This window comes from Phaeobacter sp. JH20_29, from assembly GCF_048056175.1.
Classification (GTDB): Bacteria; Pseudomonadota; Alphaproteobacteria; order Rhodobacterales; family Rhodobacteraceae; genus Phaeobacter; species Phaeobacter bryozoorum.
The window spans coordinates 305,397-320,351 of record NZ_JAYMWO010000005.1 but is presented as its reverse complement, the minus strand read 5'-3'; the positions used below and the strand labels follow the sequence as shown (position 1 = coordinate 320,351).

14 protein-coding genes are annotated in these 14,955 nt (G+C 55.8%); 5 read left to right on the top strand and 9 right to left on the bottom strand.

What is annotated here, in order from left to right; all coding sequences use genetic code 11:
• Positions 1-66: 66 nt before the first annotated feature.
• The gene (gene mutS / locus VWZ85_RS04315; RefSeq protein WP_416587282.1) at positions 67-2,682 is read left to right on the top strand and encodes a DNA mismatch repair protein MutS; all 2,616 of its coding nucleotides are present in this window, start codon (positions 67-69) and stop codon (positions 2,680-2,682) included.
• A 103-nt stretch (positions 2,683-2,785) separates the two neighbouring features.
• On the opposite strand, the gene VWZ85_RS04310 is transcribed toward mutS, so the two are convergent.
• Positions 2,786-3,349 carry a nucleotide exchange factor GrpE gene (locus tag VWZ85_RS04310; RefSeq protein WP_340547127.1) on the bottom strand — a complete coding sequence of 188 codons (564 nt, stop codon included), beginning with the start codon at positions 3,347-3,349 and terminating at the stop codon, positions 2,786-2,788.
• Between the two features lie 9 nt (positions 3,350-3,358).
• The gene (hrcA, locus tag VWZ85_RS04305; protein WP_416587234.1) at positions 3,359-4,435 is read right to left on the bottom strand and encodes a heat-inducible transcriptional repressor HrcA; all 1,077 of its coding nucleotides are present in this window, start codon (positions 4,433-4,435) and stop codon (positions 3,359-3,361) included.
• 152 nt (positions 4,436-4,587) lie between these two features.
• Between hrcA and rph the strand changes: the two genes are divergently transcribed.
• From rph to VWZ85_RS04285, 4 genes are read left to right on the top strand one after another with little or no spacing between them, the layout of a single operon-like run.
• Positions 4,588-5,301, top strand: coding sequence for a ribonuclease PH (gene rph, locus VWZ85_RS04300; RefSeq protein WP_102855693.1), 714 nt, complete (start codon positions 4,588-4,590; stop codon positions 5,299-5,301).
• Positions 5,298-5,912 (top strand): RdgB/HAM1 family non-canonical purine NTP pyrophosphatase, encoded by a 615-nt coding sequence (gene rdgB / locus VWZ85_RS04295; RefSeq protein ID WP_416587232.1) that lies wholly within the window; start codon positions 5,298-5,300, stop codon positions 5,910-5,912. The genes rph and rdgB overlap by 4 nt, the downstream gene beginning before the upstream one ends.
• Complete coding sequence (hemW, locus tag VWZ85_RS04290; RefSeq protein ID WP_416587230.1) at positions 5,905-7,059, top strand: radical SAM family heme chaperone HemW; 1,155 nt, start codon at positions 5,905-5,907, stop codon at positions 7,057-7,059. The genes rdgB and hemW overlap by 8 nt, the downstream gene beginning before the upstream one ends.
• Positions 7,060-7,063: 4 nt before the next feature.
• Positions 7,064-7,417 (top strand): YbaN family protein, encoded by a 354-nt coding sequence (locus VWZ85_RS04285; protein WP_340547123.1) that lies wholly within the window; start codon positions 7,064-7,066, stop codon positions 7,415-7,417.
• Here VWZ85_RS04285 and VWZ85_RS04280 read toward each other — a convergent pair.
• The 7 genes from VWZ85_RS04280 to VWZ85_RS04250 form a co-directional block, all read right to left on the bottom strand.
• On the bottom strand, positions 7,407-8,300 hold the full coding sequence (locus tag VWZ85_RS04280; protein ID WP_416539883.1) for a ParB/RepB/Spo0J family partition protein: 894 nt from the start codon (positions 8,298-8,300) through the stop codon (positions 7,407-7,409). The two genes, VWZ85_RS04285 and VWZ85_RS04280, sit on opposite strands and share 11 nt — an antisense overlap.
• A 20-nt stretch (positions 8,301-8,320) precedes the next feature.
• On the bottom strand, positions 8,321-9,130 hold the full coding sequence (locus tag VWZ85_RS04275; RefSeq protein ID WP_340547121.1) for a ParA family protein: 810 nt from the start codon (positions 9,128-9,130) through the stop codon (positions 8,321-8,323).
• Positions 9,123-9,737 carry a 16S rRNA (guanine(527)-N(7))-methyltransferase RsmG gene (gene rsmG, locus VWZ85_RS04270; protein ID WP_416539884.1) on the bottom strand — a complete coding sequence of 205 codons (615 nt, stop codon included), beginning with the start codon at positions 9,735-9,737 and terminating at the stop codon, positions 9,123-9,125. Before rsmG ends, VWZ85_RS04275 begins: the two co-directional genes overlap by 8 nt.
• A gap of 1 nt (position 9,738) precedes the next feature.
• Complete coding sequence (mnmG, locus tag VWZ85_RS04265; RefSeq protein WP_416587228.1) at positions 9,739-11,613, bottom strand: tRNA uridine-5-carboxymethylaminomethyl(34) synthesis enzyme MnmG; 1,875 nt, start codon at positions 11,611-11,613, stop codon at positions 9,739-9,741.
• Positions 11,614-11,625: 12 nt separating this feature from the next.
• The gene (gene mnmE, locus VWZ85_RS04260; protein WP_416587227.1) at positions 11,626-12,918 is read right to left on the bottom strand and encodes a tRNA uridine-5-carboxymethylaminomethyl(34) synthesis GTPase MnmE; all 1,293 of its coding nucleotides are present in this window, start codon (positions 12,916-12,918) and stop codon (positions 11,626-11,628) included.
• 30 nt (positions 12,919-12,948) lie between these two features.
• On the bottom strand, positions 12,949-14,220 hold the full coding sequence (gene rho, locus VWZ85_RS04255; protein ID WP_416534345.1) for a transcription termination factor Rho: 1,272 nt from the start codon (positions 14,218-14,220) through the stop codon (positions 12,949-12,951).
• A 131-nt stretch (positions 14,221-14,351) separates the two neighbouring features.
• Positions 14,352-14,807 carry a CopD family protein gene (locus VWZ85_RS04250; RefSeq protein ID WP_416542698.1) on the bottom strand — a complete coding sequence of 152 codons (456 nt, stop codon included), beginning with the start codon at positions 14,805-14,807 and terminating at the stop codon, positions 14,352-14,354.
• Between the last annotated feature and the right edge of the window lie 148 nt (positions 14,808-14,955).

Sequence of the window (14,955 nt, the reverse complement as noted above, 5' to 3'; positions counted from 1 at the left end):
ATTTGTAAGGTCGCGCCAACCAAATCCCCCATTTTACGGAGCCGAACTTTGTCCACAGTCACGCCGATGATGGCCCAATACCTCGACATCAAGGCGCAGTACCCGGATGCCCTCCTGTTCTACCGCATGGGTGATTTCTACGAGATGTTCTTCGACGATGCCGTAAACGCTGCCGAAGCGCTCGACATTGCGCTGACCAAACGCGGTAAACACGAAGGCGAGGATATCCCGATGTGCGGCGTGCCCGTCCATGCGGCGGAGGGATACCTGTTGACGCTGATCCGCAAAGGCTTTCGCGTGGCGGTCGGTGAACAGCTCGAAAGCCCCGCAGAGGCCAAGAAACGCGGGTCCAAATCCGTTGTGAAACGCGATGTGGTGCGACTGGTCACACCCGGCACCATCACCGAGGATTCCCTGCTGGAGGCGCGTCGTCATAACTTTCTGACCGCCTATTGCGAATTGCGCGACCAGGCGGCGCTTGCCTGGGCCGATATCTCGACGGGTGCATTTCACGTGATGCCCGTCGCGGCCGTGCGACTATCGCCCGAACTGGCGCGTCTGGCCCCTTCCGAACTGATTGTGGCTGATGGCCCAGCGCTGGATCATCTGCGTCCCATAGCTGACGACCACCAGATCCCCGTGACCCCATTGGCCAAGTCCAGCTTCGACAGCAGCGCTGCTGAGAAACGTATCTGCGATCTGTTCAAGGTCTCGACGCTCGAGGCATACGGCACCTTCAGCCGCGCCGAGATTTCGGCGATGGGCGCGGTTATCGACTATCTTGATATCACCCAGAAGGGCAAATTGCCCCTTCTCCAGCCACCGGTACAGGAAGCCGAAGACCGCGTCGTGCAGATTGACGCCGCAACCCGCCGCAGCCTGGAACTCACCCGCTCGATGACCGGGGGGCGAAGCGGCTCGTTGCTTTCAGTGGTTGATCGCACGGTGACGCCCGCCGGTGGGCGTCTGCTCGAACAACGGCTGTCCAGCCCCTCCCGCAATCTCGATGTAATCAGAGCGCGGTTGGCGTCTCTGGACTTCATCGTCGAGCAAACGCAGCTGGCCCAATCTCTGCGGGCCACCCTGCGCAAAACACCTGATCTTGATCGGGCACTCTCCCGCCTTGCGCTTGAGCGTGGCGGCCCCCGAGACCTCGCCGCCGTACGCAATACGCTGATCCAGGCGGAGGCGATTTCCAATCTATGCGCGACGATGGAGATGCCTGAGCTGTTGCAGCAGGCACTCGCTGGCCTGACCGGGTTTGATGATCTCCTCCCCCTCCTTGACGCAGCGCTGATCGCAGAACCGCCACTTTTGGCGCGCGACGGCGGTTTCATTGCCGAAGGCTACGACAGCGATCTGGACGAAGCCCGCACCCTGCGCGACGAAGGGCGGTCCGTCATTGCGGCCCTGCAAAAGAAATACTCGGACCACACCGGTATCACCTCGTTGAAGATCAAGCACAATAATGTGCTGGGCTACTTCATTGAAACCACGGCAACCCATGCCGAGAAAATGCTCTCTGCCCCATTGTCAGAGACATATATTCATCGTCAGACCACCGCCAACCAGGTGCGTTTCACCACTGTCGAACTCAGTGAGATCGAAACACGCATCCTGAACGCGGGCAACCTCGCCTTGGAAATAGAGAAACGGCTCTATACAAGGCTTTCCTGCGCTATTCTCGACCATGCCGCGAGATTGAATGCTGCCGCGCGCGGGTTGGCGGAACTGGATCTTGTTACAGCGCTTGCCGATCTGGCCCTAGGTGAGAACTGGCAACGACCATCGGTTGATAACTCCCGAGCCTTTGACATCACCGGTGGACGGCACCCAGTTGTGGAGCAGGCCCTGCGCCAGCAGGGTGGAACTTCATTTGTGGCAAATGACTGTGCACTCACGGCCAACGGTGGTGCCGCGATCTGGTTGCTGACCGGCCCGAATATGGCCGGCAAATCAACCTTTCTGCGCCAGAATGCCTTGATCGCCATACTCGCGCAAATCGGCAGCTATGTACCCGCCGACAGCGCTCATATCGGGCTGATCAGCCAATTGTTCAGCCGTGTCGGTGCCTCTGACGATCTCGCACGGGGCCGGTCAACCTTTATGGTGGAAATGGTCGAAACCGCAGCAATCCTCAATCAGGCGGATGACCGGGCGCTGGTGATCCTCGATGAAATCGGACGCGGCACCGCAACCTATGACGGCCTCTCGATTGCCTGGGCAACACTGGAACACCTGCATGAGGTCAACCGAGCCCGGGCGCTGTTTGCCACCCATTATCACGAGCTGACCCAGCTCGCCGGCAAATTGCCTGGCGTCGAGAATGCCACGGTTTCAGTCAAGGAATGGGAAGGCGATGTGATCTTCCTTCACGAAGTGAAGAAAGGCGCAGCAGATCGCTCCTACGGGGTACAGGTGGCCCAGCTCGCAGGGCTCCCGGCAAGCGTTGTCACCCGGGCCCGCGATGTGCTCGACATGCTGGAGGAAGGCAGCCGCAGTGGCGCCGGCAAAATTCAGATCGACGATTTGCCGCTGTTTGCAGCCGCCCCGCCTCCGCAACCGAAAGCTCCGGCAGGCCCGTCACAATTGGAACAGCTCCTGGGTGACATCCACCCTGACGATCTCTCACCAAGAGAGGCGCTGGAGGCACTCTACCGCCTGAAGGAGGCCGCGAGCTGACATAGAAAAGCGGCCAGCTTGGATCACCAAGGGCCGCTTGTCATCTTTCCAAAAATACTCGCGCCGCAGGCACGGGCCATAGGCCCGCCTACGACCGCCGGTATCAACCTGCCGGTGTCGAAGACACGCCAACCTGCGCCGGGCGCAGAAGACGGTCGTGCAGCATGAACCCCTCGGCAGATACCTGAATGATATCGCCGGCTTTGGTTCCCGGAACCGGAGCTTCGAACATGGCTTCATGCACCTGCGGGTCAAATCTATCGCCCACTTCCGGCGCGATCACCTGCATACCATGTTTTTCAAACACGCCGAGCAGCGCCCGCATGGTGAGTTCGACGCCTTCGATCAGCGCTGCAGAAACTTCACGCTGCTCATCGGTCGCCGCTTCAATCGCGCGTTTCATGTTGTCGTATACCGGCAGCATGTCACGTGCCAGTTTGGACCCACCGTATTGCTCAGCTTCGCGACGCGCCTTGTCGCCGCGCTTGCGGGCGTTTTCCGCATCCGCCAGCGCGCGCATGAAACGGTCTTTCAGTTCATCCCGTTCGGCACGCAGGCTGTCCAATTCCAGTGCAGCATCATCATATTCTTCAGTCTGCGCAGAGAGCTCTTCCGCTTCGGCTTCTGTGATGTCGTCCAAAAAATCGTCGTTCTTGGGCTCTGCCATATTTCACCTCTAAGTCCGGTCGGAAAGAAGCTTCCCGACCAGTTGCGCCGTATAGTCCACAATCGGCACGATCCGGCCGTAATTCAGGCGGGTCGGGCCAATGACACCCACCGCACCAATGATCTTTCGATCCGCGTTCATATAGGGAGACACCACCAAAGAGGAACCCGAAAGTGAAAAAAGTTTGTTCTCCGAACCGATAAAAATGCGCACACCTTCGCCATCCTCGGTCAGCTGGAGAAACTCCTCGATATCGCGCTTCCGTTCGAGGTCATCAAACAGGTTTCGGATCCGGTCCAGCTCCTCAGCCGCCCCCCCTTCCGACAGCAGATTCGCCCGGCCGCGCACAATCAGTCGCGCCGTATCGCTGCCCTCATCTTCCCAAGCCGCCAGACCGCTTTCGATCATTTCACGGGCCAGAACGTCGATCTGCTGCTGACGGGCCTTGATCTCTTCCTGTATCGAACCGCGCACATCGCCCAATGTGCGCCCTTCGATCAAAGCGTTCAGAAAATTTGCCGCCTCCCGCATCGAACTTGGCGTTTGCCCCGGCGGTGGCGTGAACAGACGATTTTCCACGTGGCCGTCTGAGAACACCAGCACGACCAGAGCGCGATCATGGGCCAGGGTGACGAATTCGATGTGCCGGATCTCTGCCTCGTGCTTGGGCGTCAGCACCAGAGATGCTCCCCGTGTCACGCCTGACAGCGCGGAGCCGACACGATCCAACATACCTGCAAGACCTGCGGACCCGGTCCCGGAATTCGTACCCATGGTTTCATCAATTTTTTGACGATCCTGATTATTGAGATCACCGACCTCCAACAGACCATCAACAAACATCCGCAAACCGACCTGTGTTGGCACCCGCCCGGCACTGGTGTGCGGACTGTTCAGCAACCCCAGATGCTCCAGATCCTGCATTACGTTACGCACCGTGGCGGCGCTTACCTTCTCGTTCAGGGAGCGCGTCAGGGTACGGCTGCCAACCGGGTCTCCCGTCTCAAGATAGGATTCCACAACAGCGCGGAACACGTCCCGCGACCGGTCGTTCATATCCTTCAGAATGTCACTACTGCTGTTCATCGCACTCTATGTGTGGTCGCTGCCGTTTCTGCGCAAGGCTTTGCCCGCCCCTACCCTTGTCATTAAAGAGCGCAGCATCAAAAGGTCAATCATGCTTGCATCGTCAACCCTGCGGGCGCTATCCCGATTGGTAAGCAAACAAAGGATGACCCATGCGACCCTCTGGACGAGACTTGAACCAAATGCGCGCCGTTTCCATCGAAACAGGCTTCACCAAACACGCCGAAGGGTCCTGCCTGATCAAAATGGGCGACACCCATGTGCTGTGTACCGCAACCATCGAGGACCGCGTTCCGCCCTTTATCAAAGGCACCGGGTTGGGCTGGGTCACCGCAGAATATGGGATGCTGCCCCGTGCCACGAACACCCGTATGCGCCGTGAAGCCGCAATGGGCAAACAGGGTGGCCGCACTGTCGAAATCCAGCGCCTCATCGGTCGTGCCCTGCGCGCAGGTGTTGACCGAGTCGCGCTTGGCGAACGGCAGATCAGCATCGACTGCGATGTCCTCCAGGCAGACGGCGGCACGCGCTGTGCGTCGATCACCGGTGGTTGGGTGGCATTGCGGCTTGCAGTGAACAAACTGATGAAGACAGGTGAGGTCAAGATAGACCCGCTTGTTGATCCCGTCGCGGCCGTTTCCTGCGGTATCTATGCAGGCCAACCTGTCCTGGATCTCGACTACCCGGAGGATTCCGAAGCCGGCGTGGATGGCAATTTCATCATGACTGGATCGGGCCAGTTGATCGAAGTCCAGATGTCCGCCGAAGGATCCATGTTCAGCCGTGAGCAATTGAACACCCTGATGGATTTGGCGACCAAAGGCACCGCTGAACTGGCCGAGATGCAAAAGGCAGCCTGCGCATGACACGCAAGTTTGCCGGCGACCGCCTGCTTGTCGCCACACACAACAAAGGCAAGCTGGAGGAGATGAAGCATCTCCTCCAGCCGTTTGGCGTCACGGTAATTGGTGCCGGCGAAATGGACCTGCCCGAGCCGGCCGAGACAGAAGATACCTTTGTCGGAAATGCGCGGATCAAGGCCCATGCCGCCGCAAAGGCGACCGGCCTACCCGCCCTGTCCGATGACTCGGGTATCACCATTGATGCGCTCGACGGCGCCCCCGGAGTGTATACTGCCGACTGGGCAGAAACCGGTGACGGACGCGATTTCATGATGGCAATGACGCGCGCCCATAATGAACTGGAAGCGAAACAAGCCCCCCACCCGCGGCTCGCCCAATTCCGCTGCACTTTGGTTCTGGCCTGGCCAGATGGTCATGATGAGGTCTTTGAAGGTGTGATGCCCGGACAACTCGTCTGGCCCATTCGGGGCAAGGACGGCTTTGGCTACGACCCAATGTTCCAACCTGATGGTCATGGTCAGACCTGCGCCGAAATGGATCGCTGGGCCAAGAACAAGATCAGCCACCGCGGCCAGGCCGTTGCCAAATTCGTCGAGGCTTGTTTCGGTGGATGATTGGCGCAACGGGGGTTTTGGGCTTTATATCCACTGGCCGTTCTGCCAGGCCAAATGCCCCTACTGCGATTTCAACAGCCATGTCACGGCGCAGATTGACCAAACCAGATGGGCCGCCGCCTATCGCGCAGAGATGCTGCGCGCTGCTCCAGAGCTTTCTGGTCGTGTATTGAACACTATCTTCTTCGGAGGCGGTACGCCGTCGCTGATGCATCCGGGTACTGTCGCCTCCATCATCGAAACGGCGCGTGAAATATGGCCGTTTTCCAATGACATAGAGATATCGCTTGAGGCAAATCCGACCTCGGTCGAAGCCGGTCGCTTTGCTGGCTACCGAGATGCCGGGGTCAATCGGATTTCTATGGGTATTCAGTCACTTAACGACGATGACCTACGCCGCTTGGGGCGTTTGCACAACGTCGCCGAGGCGCAGAAGGCGTTTGATGTGGCTCGAAACTGCTTTGACCGAGTCAGTTTCGATCTGATCTATGCCCGACAGGGCCAAACACTCACCGACTGGCGACAGGAGCTTGATCAGGCCCTGTCGATGGCCATTGATCACCTGTCTCTCTACCAGCTGACAATTGAGGAAGGCACTGCCTTTGGGGATCGCTATGCCAAGGGCAAGCTGCGGGACCTTCCCAGTGATGACAACGCAGCAGACATGTATCTAGCGACACAAGAAATCTGCGACAATCATGGATTGCCCGCTTATGAAATCTCCAATCATGCGCGCCCCGGTGCCGAGTCCCGACACAATCTGATCTATTGGCGGTATGGTGATTACCTTGGTATCGGTCCGGGCGCCCATGGACGCCTCACCATTGGAGGTCAGCGATATGCTACTGAAACCTATCTTCAACCCGGTGCCTGGCTCAATGCAGCCGAACGCACAACTGGTGAGACCAGCCGCACGCAATTGACATCAGAAGAGTCTAGCGCCGAATACATGATGATGGGCATGCGGCTTGTCGAGGGGCTAGATAGTGATCGTTTTCAGGAAATCTCCGGCCGATCACTTCCTGCTGACCGTATCTCCGACTTGGCAGATATCGGTATGATCGAGATTTCGGGCAACCGTCTGCGGGCAACCGATTCCGGTCGTGCAGTCTTGAATGCGGTCCTCCGCGAACTGTTGGTGGAGTGATCGAATGAGGGTTCTATACGCCACGCTCGGAATGCTCTGTGTTGGCCTGGCGCTACTGGGTGTTGCCCTCCCACTTCTGCCGACAGTCCCCTTCCTTCTTCTTGCAAGCTTCTTCTTTGCCAACTCCTCCGAACGCCTGCATGACTGGATCATCAGTCACCGCTTATTCGGCCCCATGATTCAGGACTGGCACGAAAGAGGAGCGATTCGCCCGGCCGCAAAAAAAGCGGCAACCCTATCGGTTGCCGCCGTTTTTAGCCTATCCATTCTACTGTCTGCCCCTTCACATGTCCTGATCATCCAGGCCATTGTCCTAAGCGCAGTGATGGTCTTTATTTGGACGCGCCCTAACGGCTGAGACGTCCGCAAAGATCATCCAACTCATCCAGAGACGCGTAGCTGATAGATACAACCCCGCTCTCGCCACCAGCACGATGGTCAATCGACACCTTCATACGCAAGGCAGCTGATAGATCAGCTTCCAACGCACGGGTATCGGCATCCTTCTCTGCAGACTTCTTCGCCGAGCGAGAGGTCGCAGCCTGAAGACCCGCTGCATCCTTCTTCACCAGAGCCTCAGTTGCGCGAACCGACAGACCACCCTTGACGATTTTCTTGGCGAGCTCTGACGCGTTGTCTGAGGTGATCAGAGCACGAGCATGACCGGCCGAAAGGCGGCGCTCCTGAACCAAGGTCTGAACATCATCCGGCAAATGCAACAGCCGGACGAGATTTGCAATGTGACTACGGCTCTTCCCTAATGCCTCGGCCATTTTCTCCTGGGTATGGCCAAATTTATCCATAAGCTGTTTATAGCTCTGCGCCTCTTCCATCGCATTCAGGTCGGACCGCTGAATGTTTTCGATAATGGCGACTTCCATCATCTCGACATCCGAGTAATCCCGAATAATAACTGGGACCTCGTGCAGCTGAGCGCCTTGCGCGGCACGCCAACGACGTTCGCCGGCAACAATCTCGTATTGACCGCCTGGGCGCGGGCGCACGATCAGCGGCTGCAGTACGCCCTTTTCCCTGATTGACGCCGTCAGATCGTCCAAATCCTCCTGTAGGAACTGGCGACGCGGCTGATCCGGGTTCGCGATTACTTTTTCGATCGGCACCATGACTTCGGTGCTTCTGATTGCCTGTTTTTCTGTGCTAACAGGTTCCGGGTTCACATCCGCCATTAGAGCTGACAAGCCTCTTCCCAATCCTCTGGGTTTGTTTTTCTTTTCTGACATTACTGCGCCTCCAGCTGTGGTCAGGCTGCGAGTTTCTGATGTCTCGCAATCAGTTCTTCTGCAAGGGCGCGATACGCATTCGCCCCAAGCGAGTTTGTGTCGTAGTTCAGCACCGGCAGCGCATAAGACGGCGCCTCACTGACACGTACGTTACGAGGGATCTTCGTTTCGAATACCAACTCCCCCAAATGACCGCGAGCGTCTTGCTCAACCTGCTGAGACAGATTATTCCGGCGATCAAACATGGTAAGGACAATCCCCTCAATACGAAGATTGGGATTGGCGGTTTGACGCACCTCACGGATGGTCAACATCAGCTGAGACACCCCTTCCAGAGCAAAGAACTCACTCTGCAAAGGAACGAGAACCGAATCCGAAGCCACCATAGCATTAACCGTCAATAGGTTCAGCGATGGTGGGCAGTCGATCAGGATATAATCCCAGTCGTATTCATCCATTGCCGGCTGACGAAGTGCATCGTGCAGAAGGAAGCTGCGCTTTTCATTGGTGAAAAGCTCGATATCAGCCGAACTCAGGTCGACGGTAGCAGGAATAATGCAAAGATCTTCGATCTCAGTCTCTCGAATGACATCGCTCAATGCGACATCATCAACGAGAAGATCATATGTCGTATGGGTTCGGTCAGCTGCTTCGATACCTAAACCTGTAGATGCGTTTCCTTGCGGATCAAGATCGACCACCAAAACCCTGTAGCCGGTTTCTACCAAGGCCGCCGCCAAATTGATTGCTGTCGTGGTTTTGCCAACTCCGCCCTTTTGGTTGGCGACTGCAATAATACGAGGCCCAGCCGGCCGGGACAAATCAGACACGCGTCACTCCCCTGATTTCTAGTATAACCGCCTCGGGTTCAGTCCAACTACTAGTAGATTTCAGGTCGAATTGCCATTGGCTCCTCGCGTTATCCACTTCTTTTTTCCATTGCACTCCTTTGGAAAGCAAAGCAATTCCACCGGGATGAAGATGATGTTCGGCAAAACCAAGAAGAGTCGTCAGATCAGCCAGAGCGCGGGCAGACATGACATCGGCGCCGATTGATGGAACCTTTTCAATTCTCTCAGAAACCACTTTTGCCGTCGCGCCGCATTCCCTAATAGCCGTGCGCAGAAAGGCGCATTTCCTTTGATCGCTTTCAATCAGCGTGATCGAACAATCAGGCGCCCGCTCCGCTGCAATGATCGCCACAACCACCCCAGGAAAGCCGCCGCCGCTGCCGATATCGACCCAAGTCTTCGGAAACTCAGTCAGCTCACAAATCTGGATAGAGTCGACGATATGCCGGTCCCAAACACTGTCCAGAGTGGATTTTGCTACGAGATTGATCTTGGGAGACCACTTTTTTACTAAACTTTCATAATGCTTAAGGCGATCATATGTTTCACGTGAAACATATGACTTTCCAATTTGCATTTCAATCATCTCAGGCGGTCCTACCCTGGGTCACAGTACTGCCACGCCGGAGCCTGGCAAGGATCAAAGCAAGCGCAGCTGGTGTCATGCCATCCACCCGACCAGCCTGCGCGAGGGTTTCAGGCCTTGATCGCTCCAACTTTCCGCGCAACTCTTTCGAAAGCCCTTCGAAATCATAGGTAAAATCAGCGGGAATAAGATATCCTTCGTCGCGCTTCATCGCCTCGATCTCGCGCTTCTGACGGAGGATATAATTCGCATAGAGTGCGTCCCGCTCGATCTGTCGGCGAATAGGCTCCTCGCACTGCTCCAACTCGGGAAGCAAGCGCAGGATATCTTCAAAAACGACATTCGGGAACGCCAGCACATCCGTGGCAGTTCGCCGGTTCCCGTCCTGGTTCACAGTAACGCCGGCCTCGTTGATCTCCTTTGGCGTGAATTGACGGCTATCCATCACATCCCGCGCAGCCTCAAGCTTCTCCATTTTTTTGGAGAAGGCAGCGTGACGGCGTTCTCCCACGCAACCCAACTCGATGCCAATACCTGTCAGCCGTTGATCAGCATTATCGGCGCGAAGTGAAAGGCGAAACTCAGCCCGCGATGTGAACATGCGATAGGGCTCAGTTACGCCATTGGTTGTCAGATCATCGATCATCACGCCTATATAGCTTTCAGAGCGACTGAATGTGACCGGATCGTTTCCTTTTGCATAGCGCGCCGCGTTCAGACCAGCCACTAACCCTTGAGCTGCAGCTTCCTCATAACCCGTCGTGCCATTGATCTGGCCGGCTAGATACAAGCCTTGATGCGATTTCAGCGCCAGATCCAACCCAAGCGCGCGAGGATCGACATAGTCATACTCAATTGCATATCCTGGCTGGAGTATTTCGGTTTTTTCCAATCCGACTATCGAGCGCACGTAGCGCTCTTGGACATCCACCGGCAGGCTCGTTGAGATGCCGTTTGGATAAACGGTATGATCATCCGCACCTTCCGGCTCAAGAAAGATCTGATGGCTTGTCTTATCGGCAAAGCGCACAATTTTATCTTCGATGGATGGGCAATATCTGGGCCCTACCCCTTCAATATGGCCACCATACATCGCAGATCTGGCAAGATTATCCCGGATGATATCATGTGTGTTTTCATTGGTGTGCGTGATCCCACACACCACTTGAGGCGCTGAAATTGACTTACTCAGGAAGCTGAACAGAGTGGGATCTTCATCTCCAGGTTGGCCTTCAAGTCTATCCCAAGCGATTGTCCGACCATCCAGTCGCGGCGGAGTGCCGGTTTTCAATCTTCCCAGGCGAAGATCAAAACTGTCCAGCCGCTCTGCAAGCCGCACTGAGGGCTTATCACCCATTCGGCCGCCGGGCCTGGAGACGTCCCCGATATGAATGACGCCTCTTAAAAACGTGCCTGAAGTCAGGATCACGGCCCGGCTGAATATTTCACTATCATCGGCGAGACGCACACCCTGAATGCGGTCACCGGTCATAAGAAAGTCGACAACCTCACCGATGACGATATCCAGATTGGACTGATCCTGAGTTTCGGCGAGCATTTGCCGGCGGTAGATCTTACGATCGGATTGCGCTCTCGGTCCCTGAACTGCAGGGCCTTTACGTCTATTCAGCAGTCGAAACTGGATACCGGCCTTATCTGCAACACGCCCCATGACGCCATCAAGGGCGTCTATCTCTCGGACAAGATGCCCCTTCCCCAATCCGCCAATGGCGGGATTACAGGACATCACACCGATGCCCTCCTTCGTCAGGGTCACGAGTGCGGTCCTCACACCCATGCGGGCTGCTGCATGTGCAGCCTCCGTGCCGGCATGACCACCGCCAACAACAATCACATCATAATCTGGATGTTTCACGTGAAACACTCCTCATTTCCCCAAGCAGAAACTTGAGAATATTTCGTCCAGTAGGTTCTCAACACCGACCCGTCCCACAAGCATCTCCAAAGCACGGATAGCAGACCGGATATCCTCCGCTGCGACATCATAGTATTCAGGTCCACCGGCTAAGATCATCTGTGCCGAGTTTAGACGATCAGATGCGGTTCGCATCGCTTCCTTGTGACGCGCACGCGTTGCAATACCAGCTTTTCCGGCCCTGTTCTGTAGGATATCAGTGATAGCCACTATCAAAGCCTCGACGCCCTGCCCGGTTTTTCCAGATATCGCCAGCACATCCTGATGTTCTTCGGCCAGGTCGGCTTTTGGAACCACCACAATATCGTCAGGCTCGACGTCGATATCAATAGCAGCAGGATCGTCGGTCAGAAACACGCGAAGGTCTGCTTCTTGAGCGCGCTTCTTTGCAAGTTTGATACCGATCCCTTCAACATGGTCGTCAGTCTCCCGCAAGCCGGCGGTGTCGAGTAGCGTCACAGGGAGACCCGCCAGATCCATCCGGACCTCGATCACATCACGCGTCGTACCCGCATATTCAGAAGTAATAGCCGCCTCACGGCCGGCGAGCGCATTGAGCAAAGTCGATTTTCCGACATTCGGCGCGCCGACAATGGCAACTTCGAATCCATTCCGAATACGTTCAGCAATCTGAACACCTGAAATCTGCGGCTGCAAATCAGCAGCTACACCGGCGAGCAGCGCCGCAACCTCGGCGGTTACATCGACAGGGACATCTTCATCAGCGAAATCAATAGTCACTTCAATAAGTGAGGCTGCGCGAATGAGATCCTTGCGCCACCGCTCGGCCAGGTCTGCCAAGCCGCCGGCGAGAACGGCTTGCGCCTGGACACGCTGAGCATCCGTCTCAGCCTCGATAAGATCCGCCAGCGCTTCAACTTGAGAAAGGTCAAGCTTACCATTTTCGAGCGCACGCCGAGTGAACTCGCCCGGATCCGCAAGGCGCACATCATCGAACATACCCAGAAGCTCAAGCATCGCGGTTACAACAGCTGTACTACCATGTACCTGGAATTCAACCGTATCCTCACCGGTAAAGCTGTTGGGGCCGGCAAATGTCAGGATCAATGCCTCATCAATCCGAGCGCCAGCCTGATCGGAAATCACCCGCAGACTACGCCCAGGACACGGCAAAGCACCGCCACTGATAACAGAAGCGGTGTTGATCGCCTGAGGACCTGACAATCGAATAACCGAAACGCCGGCCTTCCCCTGAGCGGAGGCCAGCGCAAAGATCGTGTCCATCGGAACCTTCCTTTCGTGCCGGCCCGGGTATTAGGTGTTCATTGAGTCGAAGAATTCAGAATTTGTCTTTGTTTGCTTCAACTTAGACAACAGAAACTCGATTGCGTCAGTGGTCCCCATCGGGTTGAGGATACGGCGAAGGACAAATGTCTTGGCCAGGTCACCCTTATCAACGAGGAGGTCTTCTTTCCGAGTACCCGACTTGAGAATATCAATTGCCGGGAAGACGCGTTTGTCCGCAATCTTACGATCAAGGACGATTTCCGAGTTACCGGTACCTTTGAATTCTTCAAAGATCACCTCGTCCATACGGCTGCCGGTGTCAATCAATGCGGTGGCGATGATGGTAAGCGAACCGCCTTCTTCGATATTCCGCGCCGCACCAAAGAATCGTTTCGGGCGCTGCAGGGCGTTTGCATCGACACCACCGGTCAGAACCTTACCAGACGATGGCACCACAGTGTTAAAGGCCCTACCAAGTCTTGTGATGGAGTCCAGAAGAATAACTACATCTCGTTTATGCTCAACAAGACGCTTCGCTTTTTCAATCACCATCTCGGATACGGCAACATGCCGGGTCGCTGGTTCGTCGAAGGTTGAGGAGACAACCTCACCTTTCACCGACCGCTGCATATCCGTGACTTCTTCCGGACGTTCGTCGATCAGCAGAACGATCAGGTAACACTCAGGATGATTCTTCGCGATGGAATGCGCGATGTTCTGCAGGATCACCGTTTTACCGGTCCGCGGCGGTGCCACGATAAGAGAACGCTGACCTTTACCGATCGGCGAAACCAGATCGATCACACGGGCAGACCGGTCCTTGATGGTTGGGTCTTCGATCTCCATCTTCAGCCGTTCATCAGGATAGAGCGGCGTCAGGTTGTCAAAGGCGATCTTGTGGCGCGCTTTTTCGGGATCTTCAAAGTTGATCTTAGTAACATTTGTCAGCGCAAAATAGCGCTCGTTTTCCAGCGGCGACTTAATCTGACCCTCAACGGTATCGCCCGTCCGCAACGCATACTGACGGATCATGTCAGGCGAGACATAAATGTCATCAGGACCCGGCAGGTAATTCGCTTCAGGAGAGCGCAGAAAACCAAAGCCGTCTTGCAGTACCTCAAGCACGCCATCGCCGGCGATTTCCCAGCCTTCATCTGCGCGTTCACGCAGGATCTGGAACATCATCTCGCCCTTGCGCATCGTGGAGGCGTTTTCGATCTCAAGCTCTTCAGCCATGGACAGAAGATCCTTGGGGCTTTTTGCCTTCAGATCGGAAAGGTTCAGGGATTGAACGGTCATATATATACGGCCTTTATTCTCCCACTGTTAACTGGGGAGCGGTGTCATAGGTATAAGGAAGACACGAGTGCCCGGACGGGCCCGTTAAGGCGCATACATAAGGGGTGTTGCCGTTTGAGTCAAACCCCCGCTCAGAACTTGAAAATGACTGATATGACGATGACCACCATCAGCAGCGTCGGGACCTCATTCATCATTCTATAGCTGCGACCGGTTCGGGTGTTCTGCCCGTTTGCGAAGTCCCGGTGACGGAACAACAGCCAGTGATGGAACCAGGTCATCCCCAGAACGCTCAGGCCCTTGCTCCAGGGCCAGATAACGCTCCAGTCCACCAACCCCGGCGTAAACACCATTACGAGGCCTGCTGCCCAGCTGACGTACATGGCGGGCCGCATGATGATACGAAGCAGCTTCTCCTCCATCATGACAAAGATCGGAAGGCTCTCTGGCACCTTCTCTGCCTGTTCCACGTGATAGACAAAAAGACGCGGTAGATAGAAGAGACCAGCCATCCAGCTGATCACGGCCATGATGTGCAGCGATTTGGCGTAGGGGTAAATTTCAAACAGTAGATCGCTCAGATCCATGGTCGGCCTCTCGGTTCCCTCTCTCCCCTTAAAATATAAGTATTTTAAAAGGATGATGTTTTAGTAGTGCACCTGAAATACGGTGGATAACTGACTCATCCACTGGCTTATCCCTGCTCTGGATAACTTACCAGCTTTACCCCCAGCG

Coding starts and splice junctions, on each gene's coding strand:
- mutS (WP_416587282.1), top strand. CDS start 67: ATGATGGCCCAATACCTCGACATCAAGGCGCAGTACCCGGATGCCCTC.
- VWZ85_RS04310 (WP_340547127.1), bottom strand. CDS start 3,349: ATGGCAGAGCCCAAGAACGACGATTTTTTGGACGACATCACAGAAGCC.
- hrcA (WP_416587234.1), bottom strand. CDS start 4,435: ATGAACAGCAGTAGTGACATTCTGAAGGATATGAACGACCGGTCGCGG.
- rph (WP_102855693.1), top strand. CDS start 4,588: ATGCGACCCTCTGGACGAGACTTGAACCAAATGCGCGCCGTTTCCATC.
- rdgB (WP_416587232.1), top strand. CDS start 5,298: ATGACACGCAAGTTTGCCGGCGACCGCCTGCTTGTCGCCACACACAAC.
- VWZ85_RS04285 (WP_340547123.1), top strand. CDS start 7,064: ATGAGGGTTCTATACGCCACGCTCGGAATGCTCTGTGTTGGCCTGGCG.
- VWZ85_RS04280 (WP_416539883.1), bottom strand. CDS start 8,300: ATGTCAGAAAAGAAAAACAAACCCAGAGGATTGGGAAGAGGCTTGTCA.
- rsmG (WP_416539884.1), bottom strand. CDS start 9,737: ATGATTGAAATGCAAATTGGAAAGTCATATGTTTCACGTGAAACATAT.
- mnmE (WP_416587227.1), bottom strand. CDS start 12,918: ATGGACACGATCTTTGCGCTGGCCTCCGCTCAGGGGAAGGCCGGCGTT.
- rho (WP_416534345.1), bottom strand. CDS start 14,220: ATGACCGTTCAATCCCTGAACCTTTCCGATCTGAAGGCAAAAAGCCCC.
- VWZ85_RS04250 (WP_416542698.1), bottom strand. CDS start 14,807: ATGGATCTGAGCGATCTACTGTTTGAAATTTACCCCTACGCCAAATCG.